General features: G+C 35.4%; 13 protein-coding genes and 2 pseudogenes. 2 read left to right on the top strand and 13 right to left on the bottom strand.

The annotated features are described in order from the left end of the window. Positions 1–71: 71 nt before the first annotated feature. The 4 genes from LJE11_RS17620 to LJE11_RS17605 all read right to left on the bottom strand — a co-directional run bounded on the left by LJE11_RS17620 (position 72) and on the right by LJE11_RS17605 (position 2,282). The gene (locus LJE11_RS17620) at positions 72–395 is read right to left on the bottom strand and encodes a hypothetical protein (RefSeq protein ID WP_004613237.1); all 324 of its coding nucleotides are present in this window, start codon (positions 393–395) and stop codon (positions 72–74) included. A 55-nt stretch (positions 396–450) separates the two neighbouring features. Then, positions 451–876: a GNAT family N-acetyltransferase gene (locus tag LJE11_RS17615; protein ID WP_055053942.1), complete on the bottom strand. Its 426-nt coding sequence runs from the start codon at positions 874–876 to the stop codon at positions 451–453. Positions 877–922: 46 nt separating this feature from the next. Next, positions 923–1,072 carry a hypothetical protein gene (locus LJE11_RS17610; protein ID WP_167338141.1) on the bottom strand — a complete coding sequence of 50 codons (150 nt, stop codon included), beginning with the start codon at positions 1,070–1,072 and terminating at the stop codon, positions 923–925. A gap of 211 nt (positions 1,073–1,283) precedes the next feature. Further along, positions 1,284–2,282: a hypothetical protein gene (locus tag LJE11_RS17605; RefSeq protein ID WP_006427156.1), complete on the bottom strand. Its 999-nt coding sequence runs from the start codon at positions 2,280–2,282 to the stop codon at positions 1,284–1,286. 227 nt (positions 2,283–2,509) lie between these two features. Here LJE11_RS17605 and LJE11_RS20580 point away from each other — a divergent pair. Both LJE11_RS20580 and LJE11_RS17595 read left to right on the top strand, forming a co-directional pair. Further along, positions 2,510–2,608: pseudogene (locus LJE11_RS20580) on the top strand (glucosamine-6-phosphate deaminase); the annotation flags it as partial. A gap of 223 nt (positions 2,609–2,831) precedes the next feature. After that, complete coding sequence (locus LJE11_RS17595; RefSeq protein ID WP_006427154.1) at positions 2,832–3,083, top strand: ImmA/IrrE family metallo-endopeptidase; 252 nt, start codon at positions 2,832–2,834, stop codon at positions 3,081–3,083. 177 nt (positions 3,084–3,260) lie between these two features. Here LJE11_RS17595 and LJE11_RS17590 read toward each other — a convergent pair whose 3' ends face one another. The 9 genes and pseudogenes from LJE11_RS17590 to LJE11_RS17550 all read right to left on the bottom strand — a co-directional run. Next, positions 3,261–3,833 carry a CDP-alcohol phosphatidyltransferase family protein gene (locus LJE11_RS17590; RefSeq protein WP_055053943.1) on the bottom strand — a complete coding sequence of 191 codons (573 nt, stop codon included), beginning with the start codon at positions 3,831–3,833 and terminating at the stop codon, positions 3,261–3,263. After that, positions 3,823–4,887 carry an FUSC family protein gene (locus LJE11_RS17585; protein ID WP_055060228.1) on the bottom strand — a complete coding sequence of 355 codons (1,065 nt, stop codon included), beginning with the start codon at positions 4,885–4,887 and terminating at the stop codon, positions 3,823–3,825. Before LJE11_RS17585 ends, LJE11_RS17590 begins: the two co-directional genes overlap by 11 nt. Before the next feature lie 33 nt (positions 4,888–4,920). Next, entirely contained in the window at positions 4,921–5,964 is a 1,044-nt protein-coding gene (locus tag LJE11_RS17580; RefSeq protein ID WP_227296335.1) for a HAMP domain-containing sensor histidine kinase, read from the bottom strand. After that, positions 5,964–6,674 carry a response regulator transcription factor gene (locus tag LJE11_RS17575; protein WP_003693048.1) on the bottom strand — a complete coding sequence of 237 codons (711 nt, stop codon included), beginning with the start codon at positions 6,672–6,674 and terminating at the stop codon, positions 5,964–5,966. The genes LJE11_RS17580 and LJE11_RS17575 overlap by 1 nt, the downstream gene beginning before the upstream one ends. After that, positions 6,653–8,086 carry a phospholipase D family protein gene (locus LJE11_RS17570; RefSeq protein WP_227296333.1) on the bottom strand — a complete coding sequence of 478 codons (1,434 nt, stop codon included), beginning with the start codon at positions 8,084–8,086 and terminating at the stop codon, positions 6,653–6,655. The genes LJE11_RS17575 and LJE11_RS17570 overlap by 22 nt, the downstream gene beginning before the upstream one ends. 175 nt (positions 8,087–8,261) lie before the next feature. Then, a complete protein-coding gene (locus LJE11_RS17565) occupies positions 8,262–8,687 on the bottom strand; it encodes a MarR family winged helix-turn-helix transcriptional regulator (protein WP_006858455.1) in 426 nt (141 codons plus the stop codon). Between the two features lies 1 nt (position 8,688). Beyond that, positions 8,689–10,035 carry a citrate/2-methylcitrate synthase gene (locus LJE11_RS17560; protein WP_055053947.1) on the bottom strand — a complete coding sequence of 449 codons (1,347 nt, stop codon included), beginning with the start codon at positions 10,033–10,035 and terminating at the stop codon, positions 8,689–8,691. 272 nt (positions 10,036–10,307) lie between these two features. Beyond that, the gene (gene cls / locus LJE11_RS17555) at positions 10,308–11,867 is read right to left on the bottom strand and encodes a cardiolipin synthase (RefSeq protein WP_055053948.1); all 1,560 of its coding nucleotides are present in this window, start codon (positions 11,865–11,867) and stop codon (positions 10,308–10,310) included. A 35-nt stretch (positions 11,868–11,902) separates the two neighbouring features. Then, positions 11,903–12,502, bottom strand: a pseudogene (locus tag LJE11_RS17550) (GTP pyrophosphokinase); the annotation flags it as partial. Positions 12,503–12,549 lie beyond the last annotated feature (47 nt).

Here is a 12,549-nt window from a genome sequence, read left to right as displayed (position 1 = left end):
AAAAAGAAAGCTGCGCCACAGCCTTGGCAAGCCATCGCGCAGCGATTTTGTTCAACTTGAATTTGACTTGCCTATTTTCTTAAAATCTCATGTGGAGCTTCTATTTCATTTGCCAAGGTATGCTCTGTTAATTCTGACATCAATTTCAATTTTTTATTAATCAATGGTCGCATACAATTAGGAACATGTTCCTGATGCGCTCTGTGGATTGCTACACATTCCTTACAGTTTCCGTGATAACGACAGGCTTTCAGGCAAGGACAGTGATCTTTGTCTTTATACTCCTTACGAAATTCCGCTGCAAATTCTTCTTGCAGTCTCAGTCCCTCGACACGGTTTCCCTTATGAAATTCTACCATTGCATCCAGTTCTTTCTGGTTCCCTTCAATCTTCATGTTATTATAGCGCCTCCATTTCAACTATTCTTCATTTTCTGATAAATTCCGATTTCTATTTTCGTTTCCATAGCATAGTGTACTCTTTTTCACCAGTAGCTTCATCCAAGCCTTCACATTGAATAATGAACCCTTCTCTTTGGTAAAAAGAAATTGCTCTGGCATTCTTCTGGTATACATTTAATCGTAAGCTAACTTTTTTATCCTTAACATAATCTAATAAAAGCTTACCTATGCCACATGACTGCATTTCATCGGAGACAAAAATACCTTCTATATATTTATCATTTAGTCCTACAAATCCTTGTATCATTTTATCTGCTTCAAACACATAAACTTCGTATTGTGACATCATTTCTTTTACTAATTCATAATTACTTTTCCAGTATTGATTGGAAATAAAATAATGTGCTTTCAGATTTGTCTTTAACCATATGTCAGCGACTCTATCGATATCTCCGTTCAGCAACTTTCTAATCATAACAAATATTCTCTACAACTACATCCTTTATGCTTTTCTCTTTTTTTCATTCTATCACAAGCTCACCATTAATCATCAATTTTTTGATATTTTTTCTTTTCCCCCACTGTAAAACAGTCTCTGAGCGTTTCGTTATATAGAGGGATACAAATAAGAGCAAGATCCACCCATGTTTAACAGTAATGTCGTTTGCCATCCTGTTCTCCTATGGGATTTATCTTGATGGGGATTTCCCCATACCCTCTCAATAACAGACGTTTCACTTGTCTGTTGGTTCCACCTAAAGGTGTTCACAGCACTATTTCTAATATCGGAAGGGACAGCCGATATTGAAATACGTGAACTCCCGGCGGGAGGAATAGTCTCAGCGGAAGGAGGAGTATGAGAACAAAAACAAAAATATCTTCTTAGTGCAGCTTATCTCGCCAAGAAACTGAACTACAAACTACTATTCCATCTTCATAGGAAGAGATTCCATCATGTGAAAACTGTTCTGGATACTCTATATCACTAAGTTTCTCGTTTACATAATTATTAAAATTACGATATCTATTCTGTTCATTAAATTGTCCTGATTTCATCGAATTATATATTTCTTCAAGAATACAATATTTTTCATCTTCATACACCCAACAATAGTATTTTTGATTTTTTACAGACTCACATTGATATACCTGATTTAATGAATCCACATACGAAACAAATGCTTGATAATACATAAAGCATTCTTTATCAAAATTAATTTCTAAGTTAACTTCTCCCTTTCCTTCTGGATCCACATCATGTATATTCCATACTTTATCTATACCAGAGTATGCGTCAAAACATGAACAAATTACATGTTTGCTATCTTTTTGTGGGTAATACATCTGGTTTGTTGATGTATCCTTAATTGAACCCACATTATTTAATTGTACTTTTGCATGCTCGATTGTCTTTTTCCTAACATTCTTATTACAAGTCCCCTTACTTTCAAATAAAAATACTTTTTTTTGCCCATCAACTCCGATCCAATCTGGTGCCATTTTTCCATTCACCAACGTTCCTTTAAAACTCTTATCTGTAAAATGATATAATTTGTTAATGTTATATATTTCATTTGCAATAATTCTTGTTGCTAACATACCCATGGCAAAAGAAATTACATTTTTATATGAAGTTTCCGCAAATTCATACTCATCTGAAATTACATAAAACCCTTTTTCCTTTTTTACTGCCATTCTACACATTGATGAATAAAATTTTCTTGCATCTCGAGAAATCAGTTTTTTTCCGTAAAATCCATTTAAAATAGCATATTTACTAAAATCTCCTCTTGAAACGTTAAATGATCTATGTTTGGTTGCATTAGGATTTTTTGAATAATCATTCTCTGAATCAAAATATTCATAATTCACACTTTCCATCTATTTTCCTTCTCCTTATCAGATGTAAATTTTTTTGATATCATTTTATTAACTTATCATTTTTCTTCATTCTATCACAGCATCTATTCTTCCGCCATCAGTCTTTCAAACCAGCTATCCAATAGCAATGATAAATTGGCCTACATCTGGCAATTCTTGCAGCATTTCGTCCAGAGTTTTCTGTTTCACATATTTCTGCACATACACCCAACAGGCAAGTACTCTATGGAGCAATCACTCCGGAAGTACCGGCTTCCATCCTTCAGTTACATAATGATGTAACAATCGTTGCTGATGAAGCTGCACTGAGTGAGATTGATAAATAATATCTACTGGACACCGGACATTGCAGTGTAACTTATGAAACGCATTTAGCTTTTGTTAAAAAAGGGAAGCTGTGATACACATCCATATACCACAACTTCCCTATATTTTCATCTTCATTTAATTTTAATCAATTGTCCATTTAAGCAGCTGTTCTTTCACCTTTTCAAATATCTGCATTACAACTACTAACACAATTACCATAAAGATAAATCCAACCCAGGTATGCAAGATGATACACTCTACAATATGACGGATAATACAGAATACCAGGCCAATCTGTTTGCTGCCGATCTGCTGATTGAAGATGAGGAAATCGAAGATATGGTTCAGAACGAGGACCTGGATTATTTCGGACTCTGCAGTTCATTGAATGCGACTCCGGAACTAATGAGCTTTAAATTATACAGCCTGACAAAACGAGGCCAGGCTTATCATATGCCGATGGAGATTCAGAGCAATTTCCTGGCGAAATAAAGTAAATAAAGATCCTGTTCTATATATCATAGTATGAACAGGATCTTTTTATAATGATTTATTTTCTATCTAAAATTTTATTAAACCGACTAAAGACTCCATAGTTTGTGTGTTTGACTTACTGTTTATATCTATCTTCTCCTAAATATTTTTCTAGTCATTGCAATATAAAATTGCTTATACAGTCTCTCCCTTAAGAGTCCTGGTATTCTGGATAATATACAGAGCGACCGATATGACCATCATTATAGCACACAAACCAATCAACAGATCTGATACCATCGGTGTAATGTGGAACCATATAATATGCACCGCTGCAGTTCCATATAATAAAAAGGTTACTATCTTTCCATGCCAGTCTGCACCATGTACTTTTCCTGTCTTTTGTATCACAAGACATCCACTGACTACCATATACAGCTCCTTACCTGCCATTATTACGATTAAAAGAAGCACATGCGGAAAACGAGTAAACAGACAGATTAACATCGCTGCCTGTGTCAGCTTATCAGCCACCGGATCAAGTATTTTTCCTAAATTACTAATTCTATGGAATCTTCTTGCGATATATCCATCAGCAAGATCCGTAAGACCAGACAGCAATAAGATTTCACCAGCTAACAGAGGATTTTTCTTTACACAATAACTCCATATAATTACCGGAATCAGACAAAGCCGAAAAAAAGAAAGAAGATTAGGAACCGTAATAATTCTATTCAAATTTTCTTCCTGATTCACTTCACTCTGCATGTACGGTCACCTCACTTTCCTTTTTTTTAGACATAAACCAATAAAATATAACACAAAATGCTAAAGCAAACACAACACCAAAAACATTTTGAATCACTCTAAGACTAACCGCTCCTTGTAGTCCATAAGTCTCTGCAGCAATGGCTAAAGCACCAAATGTGTTAAATACTGCCTGCCAGCCATATTGTGCTGAAAATCCTACACCGATTCCACCAAGAATTCCTATATATGCATAGATTGACGAAGGAAGCAGAAAATATAATACTGTAAAACATATAACACCTGCAATATTTCCGACAATCCTTTTACGGACTCTGTAGTGCATATCTTCCATAAACGGCAAAATCGTGGACATGGCCGCAATACCAGCCCACATTGCACGTGGCATATTACAAAGTTCTGCAATGCAAAGGACAATCGGTACGCATAAAATCTGACATATCTGCCATTTTGTTCTGGAAGAAGTGATATCAAATTCTTGTATCAGATCTTTCAGATTTCTTTTATAAGTTCTGTTTTTATGATTTCGATAAAATACGAAGCAGGTAAGTGCTGCACCTAAAGCCATTCCGACTAATCGCATCTGATAGCTTTTTCCCGTAACATCATAACCATATAGCAGCAGATACCCAAGAACCAATGTAGATTGATTAAACATGAATGGATTATGGCATCCGAACAGAATCAACACAGCCAGTGCCGCAATATTTAACAGCATTCCCAATACCGGTGAAAACTGATTTGCTAAATGCGGACATACAGTCATAATTACAAAGAACAAAGCCAAAAGCATCGTAGATTGTCCGGTGTGGATCCCCAGATCCGCATTTCTAAACACCATGAGACATAATAAGACTACTACACCTACAATGCTGTTCTCATTTCCAAATAGGATGCTGAAAATACTAACAAAGAAAAAACAAAATGCCATTGTAACAGCTATCTTCACCAGATATACCCACATATGATATAATTTTTCTTTTAGTGTTTCACTCTTTTTCAACAGGTTTTTAGAACCTGTCTGATTTAACTGCAACTCCTGATAAAATGTCATATAAATCCTCCCATCTTCTAATTTATCTTAAAACTATATAATCTCATCTTTCTGCTTTGGCAGCTCTATAACAAATCTGCATCCACCATATTCACGGTTTTCTGCTTTGATTGTTCCTCCGACACTATCTACAATCCGTTTTACAAGTGCAAGACCTAGGCCATTTCCTTCTGCTTTATGAGATCCATCTACCTGATAGAACTTGTCAAATATTCTGGATTTTACATCATCCTCTATTCCTGGTCCTTCATCTTCCAGAATGAACTTAACAGAATCCTGTTCTTGTTTCAGAAACATCGTAATTGTCCCCTTTGAAGGGCTGAACTTAATCGCATTATCCAAAAGATTTATCCAGATATGCATAAAAAGTCCTTCATTCCCAGTATATTTAACTTCCTCCAATTCTACCTGAAAACCAATTTCTTTTTCTGTCCATTTTGTTTCCAATGAAAGAAATGCCTGGCGGATCTGTTCATCCAGACGATATTCTGTTTTTTTCATTGGTATATTCTGATTCTCTAACTTGGATAACAGCAAAATATTACCAACCAATCCGGAAAGTCTTTGGGTGTTAAATAAGATTTTTTCTACATATTCCTCTTGATCCGGAGACAGTTCTTCTCCCTGAAGCAGCATTGTATATCCTTCAATGGCATTAATCGGGGTCTTAAACTCATGAGAAACATTAGATACAAAATCCATCTGCAGCACCTCTGTTGCACGAAGTTCTTTTGTCATAACATTAAAACTTTGATAAGATTCTCCAACTTCTGCTATACGGCTGTTCGTTTCCAAATGCTGTTCAAAATCTCCCTGAGAAACTTCCTTCATTGCTTTACTAAGTCTGGTAATTGGTTCCAGTAACTTTGCATTGATAAAGGAAGTGATCAGCCCTGCAATCAATGTATTGAAAATCAAAAGCCAGCCAAGCACAGGTATGCTGCCCGGCAGATTAAAAAAATGATTCAAAAAAGCAAATAATAACGCAGATATGACTGTTGAAAATACAAGTGCCAGCCAGATTGCACCAGTCAGACAGGATCGGATCCGCAATCCTTTTTCTTTCTTTTGTTCCATTATTTTTTCACCACCTTGTATCCAATTCCACGCATTGTTACGATTTCAAAATCAGGGTTATCTTTAAAACGCTCTCTGATTCTTCCTATATGTACCTCTATCGTATGTGGGTCTGCCTCCGTCTCGTATCCCCATACTTCATCCATCAACTGTTGTTTTGTAAATGTTCTGCCTGGCGAAGCTGCAAGCTTATATAAAAGCAGGAATTCTTTTTTAGGCAAAACAAGACTTTCCTTATCAGTTGTAACCGTCATTGCATCATAATCAAACTCTGTTGAACCGATCACAATTTTGTGTTCATTCAGTATCTGTGCACGGCGAAGCAGTGCTCCGACTCTTAAAACCATTTCATTCACATTTACCGGTTTTACCATATAATCGTCACTTCCCGAAAGAAATCCCTGGCGCATATCATCAAAGGAACCTTTCGCAGTGATCATAAGCACTGGTATCTGATATCCTGCTGAACGAAGTTCTGACACCAGTTCATAGCCATCCATAACCGGCATCATAATATCAGAAATGATCAGATCAATATATTCCTTATCCAATACTTCTAATGCCTGTGCTCCATCCGATGCACTTTTGACTTGATATCCATTCTTCTCAAGCACTTTTTGGAATAGCTGGCTTAATTCTTTATCATCTTCTACAATCAATATTTGAAACACGTTTTCCTTCCTCCTTATTAAAACAGATACCTTGCCCATCCAAGCAGATGCTGTACCAAAAATATTTTTCTCTGACGTTTCTTTGTTAATTCGATTGGCTCTACATGATATGGATCATTATAAGTTCCGCCTTCTAATATCTGGCGGGACACTTTTTCATATTCCATCATGCCCTCTTCCAACTGTTTATTAATATCTTTACTGCGAATTACAAGCATCAGTTCCGTATCCAGATATGCACTTCTCATGTCCATATTAAAGGAACCGATTACAGACAGATCATCGTCAATGAGAATACTTTTTCCGTGGTATGAATAACCGCCTTCATATTCCCAGATATTAATTCCTGTACTTAAGATTCTATTTCTGTTTTTCGCATAATCGGCAGCCCCAAATGGATTCCCATTATTCGCAACTGAATTTGTCATGATAGAAAAATCTGAAACGTTCTCTGCAATCTCCTCCCATGTATTATACATCATATCATTACAGATAATATATGGCGTGTGGATCTTCACACGATTTTTTGCATTTTTCATCAATTCTCCCAACTGATACCACACTACTGGTTCTTTGGAACCTGTGTGAATAGGATTTGACACTAATGTAATCTTTTCTGTCTCAAAAGTTTCGTCCGTATAATCGGTCTCGCAGATTCTTTCCTTATTCTCTTCAAAATATTTCTGATAGCTGTTCTGCAACTCTAAAACTGCGTTCTTTACAGATTTTCTATTTGCCATTTTTTTATTGTTATGAAAATAACCACTGTCTTCCTGATTCCATATGGTTTCAAAATACTCTGACAACTGGTTAACTGAATTTTCTTTCTCAGGTTCATCGCAAACCACTAACACGTCTCTGTCATAGTTTTTATGTCCCGGAAAATCACCCAGGAAATAATTGTATGTATTTCTTCCCCCAAGAATATATCTCTTTCCATCTGCAATCAAATATTTATCATGCATTCTACCCATCATTTTCCACGGTTTCAACGGATTGGCCTTATTATACAGTTTAATTTCAACATTCTCATGGGAAGATAATCCATAGAAATACGGATTTCCTTCCATATCAATCCAGCTCTCCATTCCATCTACTAACAGACGAATATGTACACCTCTGTCTGCCGCATCATGCAGTGCTCCTAAAATCAATTTTCCACTTTCATCGGATTGAAATGCAAAAGTAGAAAGAATAATTTCCTTTTTTGCATTCTTGATCAAACGCACTCTTTGTAAAAGCGCTTCTGGATTCTTTTCTATGATTACTGCCCGTTCTGTATTTTCACTGCATTCGTTCCATGACCCATTTTTTGTTTCTTTTTTGGTTGTATTGGACACTTCCGGCTGCTTTTTATATGCAACGCAGATTCCGAGCAATTCATAAAAAGCCACACATAAAAAAATTGCCAGTATAACAAGAAGGATTTTACATATTTTATGCTTTTTCATTGTACATCACCTGATTCCTTTTTATTTCATACTTATACAATACAAAGTCAATCTCAATTTAACCTCAACAAAATTTATTTTTCATAAAAAAATATGACCGGCTTCTTTTTAAAGAAACAGTCATATTTTTATTCTAATATATGAAGGAGCTTTTCTTACTCCGTTGTATTAATCACTATTTTATTTCTTCCATAAGCTGTCGGATTTTTCTCAATGTACACCGTGTAACTGCCAGGTCATCTTCTTGTATATTCGATATGATTTTTTCATAAGCTTCTATCATTTTTTCTTTCTGACAATTACTTAATTCAATTGCCTTGTTCGTCAAAACAAGGTATGTTCTTTCTTTTTTTTCATCTAATTTCCAGATAATATATCCTTTATTTTCAAGACTTTTTACCATCTTAGATGTTTCTGGAATCGATAATTTCATGTATTCTGCCACTTCTGAAAGATATACTCCTTCATGACAGTCTGATTTTTCAACACATTCCTTTATACTATAAAGAAACAAATAATCTGTTCTTTCGACAAATTCAAATATACTTTCAACATTGATGCTCTTTAAAAAAAACTCCTCTGCACTGGTTCCTGCTCCCATATTATCGTTCCTCTCTTTCTATATATTCTTTTTTGCTGACTAGACTCTTATATGCCGGGCGAATGATCTTATCTGTAGTTATCAATTCTTCCAGGCGATGTGCACTCCAACCAGCAATTCTTGCTATCGCAAATAATGGCGTGTACAATTCTCTTGGAATATTCAACATGTCATACACAAAACCACTATAGAAATCTATATTAGGACTTACTCCTTTGAATATCTGACGCTGCTTTGCAATCAACTTAGGTGCAATCTTCTCAATATTGTTATAAAGGGTCATATCTTTCTCACGTCCTTTATCCCTTGCGAGTTGTTCTACAAAGCCTTTGAACACCCTTTCTCTCGGATCTGAAATAGAATATACAGCATGTCCCATTCCATAAATAAGTCCTTTCTGATCAAACGCCTCTTTCTTCAAAATCTTACTCAGATATGATGCAATTTCCTCTTCGTCTTCATAATCTTTCACATGACTTTTAATATCATCCATCATATTCATTACCATCAGATTTGCACCGCCATGTTTTTTTCCTTTTAAGGATGACATTGCTGCTGAAATAACAGAATAAGTATCTGAACCTGAAGATGTTACTACCCGTGTAGTGAATGTAGAATTGTTACCACCACCATGTTCCATATGTAACAATAATGCTATATCCAGTACTCTTGCTTCCAGTTCTGTGAATTTTGTATCTGGTCTTAATAGGCGCAGGAAATTTTCAGCAATAGATAAATCTTTTTCAGGTCTATGAATATACATACTTTCGTTTTTTTCATAATGACAATAAGCATGGTATGCATATACTGCTAACATAGGAAATGCTGCGATCAACTGCATACTCTGCCTTAGCACATTCGGAATTTCAAGACTTTCTTTTTCCTTATCGTAAGAGCCCAATGTAAGAATACTTCGAGTCATAGAACCCATAATATCTGATGTAGGTGCTTTCATAATGACATCTCTGGTAAAGTTAGTCGGTAGTTCCATACAATCAGATAGTCTTCCCTGAAATTCCATTAACTGTGTATCAGTTGGCAATTCTCCGAATAAAAGAAGATATGCTCCTTCTTCAAAGACAAACCTTTTTCCTTTACTTCCTGTTACTAAATCTTTTATATTATAACCACGATAAGATAACTCGCCATCACATGGACTCTTTACTCCATCACGATATTCAAAAGCTTTTATATCAGAAATATTTGTAAGCCCCGTCAACACACCTTGGCCTTTTTCATCTCGTAAGCCTCTTTTTACACCATACTCTGAATACAGATTCTTACTAATGCTATCATTTTGTTCACAAAAAATTGCTTGCTGTTTCATATAATTTTCCAAATTGCTCATTTGAATCGCTCCTTTTATTCTGTTACGAACTTACATACTATACTCAGATATTCTTGTTTCCAGTGCATTCAGCATTGTCTGTTCTTTTTCTTATTCTTATTCATTAGCAATACAATACAATGGAAAACTCAATTTAACCTCAACAAGGTTTGTTTTTTCATCCATGCAAAATCTTCTTTGTACAACAGACTGTTAGATATAGCAAAAACGGCCTTTCAAAAACAGTTAACTTCTAAATCAACTTTTTTTTGAAAGGTCCTTTCATCAGATTCTTATAGCAATCCAGCAAATAATCTCATAAATAATTGTCCCAGTCGCAAATATGCACTTCGTCCGGTTTGATATTGGTCTGTCACATCACGACATTCTCCCATCGTTCTTATCAGATCATTTTTTATTTCCACAACTGCCTGACAATCTGCCATAAAACAGCCGTTTTCAAAATGGTGATATAAACTTCGATAATCCAGATTAATTGTTCCACAAGTTGCCATACAGTCATCTGCCACACTCATTTTTGCATGACAGAAACCAGGAGTCCACTCATAAACACGAACACCATGTTTAACTAATCCATGATAAAAAGAACGAGTTATATTATAAATGAATTTTTTATCAGGGATACCAGGTGTGATAATTCTTACGTCTACCCCTCGCTTAGCAGCCAGACATAACGCATGCGTCATTTCATCTGTTATGATTAGATATGGAGTCATAAACCAACAATATTTTTCAGCTTTATTTATCATACTGATATAAACTTCTTCTCCGACTTGCTCATTATCCATAGGGCTGTCTGCATAAGGTTGAACAAACCCAGTTTGCTGTGCCGCATAATCATAGTGGAAAAGGTATTTACTAAAATCAGAATCATTAGCATCCTTATCACTTACTGCATTCCACATTTCCAAAAATGTCACCGTAAGCGACTGAACAGCATCTCCTTCTAAACGAATACCTGTATCTTTCCACTGTCCATACGGGTGTGTGTAATTAAAATATTCGTTTGCTAGATTATATCCACCTGTAAATCCGACTTTTCCATCAATAACTGTTATTTTTCTATGATCACGATTGTTCAAAAACAGATTTAAACCTGGCATAAACGGATTGAATACACGGCAATGAATTCCTATTGCCTCCATCTTTTTCACAAAATCTGTGTTAATAAAGCCTATAGAACCCATATCATCGTAGAATACTCTAACTTCCACACCTGCTTTTACTCGCTCTTCCAGAACATCTTGAATCTTATGCCATGCTTCAGCGTCTTCTATCGCATGATATTCCATAAAGATAAACTTCTGTGCTTTCTCCAAATCCTTAAGCTGTGCCTCTAATCCTTTCACTGCTTCATCAAAATACACAATATCCGTATTCTGATAGATTGGATACTGCGAATTTCTTTGTATGTAACTTGCTATATTTCCTGCTTTCGGAATTGTTTCTTTTATTTTGCTCAAACACTCCTGACTGTCCGGAAGCATTGGTAACAATTTGCTATCAATTTCTGCATATCGCTCACGCATTTTATGTGTGCCACCATTCAAACCAATCAACAAATACAGGCCTACACCCATAATTGGGAAAATTAGAATTAAGATGATCCAAGGCATTTTCATAGAGGATGTCTTATTTGATGCGTACAATCCCAAAACCAAGATCCCACTCAAAATCCTTGTAAATAAATTTATGATTTCTGCATATTCATTCAAGCGTGTTACGATAGTAATAATAAAAATCACTTCCAGAAGAATGCAGATTATGGAAAAACACAGCCGTTTTACCCCATTTTTTGTTTTTGCTTTGCCCTCTAAAGTATCTTGTTTCATATATATTCCACCTTCCTACTTGCTCAGTTTTCTCCCTAAATTTCGTGGAACATACCAATTTTGTCTTTTATTCTCTGCATTTCATTATCTGCTTCAATGATAGCTCTTGCAGAATGAAGTAATTCTTCACTTATCTCATCATAGCCAGGCATTTCTTCAATTCCTTTTTTATAGCGAAGTTGATGTTCCAATGTTGCCCAGAAATCCATACCATTGGTTCGAATCTGTAATTCTACACGCATAGGTGTTTTACCCTTAGCAAAAAATACTGGTATTTCAACAATCATATGATAGCTTCGATAACCATTCGATTTTGGATTTTTTATATAATCTTTTATTTCAATAACTTTAATATCATCCTGTTGGGTAATCAAATCTGATATCATATAAATATCGTCAATAAACGCACAAACTATTCGAACGCCTGCTACATCATTGAGATATGTCTGTATATTTTCTGTTGTAAATTCATATCCCATCTTCTGCAGTTTATCGTAAATACTATTGGGCTTCTTAATTCTTGTTTTTATAAAAGAAATAGGATTTCGATTGTTCTCAACTGAAAATTCATCATCCAAAACCTCAAGTTTAGTTTGTATCTCCCGAATAGCACAACGATACATCATCATTAAATTAACCTATTGTGCTACTTCAAATAGATTATGTGAAAACCTGTAAAACC

This window comes from Blautia sp. DFI.1.216, assembly GCF_020594215.1.
Lineage (GTDB): Bacteria > Bacillota > Clostridia > Lachnospirales > Lachnospiraceae > Blautia_A > Blautia_A wexlerae.
Note: the sequence above shows the minus strand (reverse complement) of the source record. Positions and strands in the feature narration are given on the sequence as shown.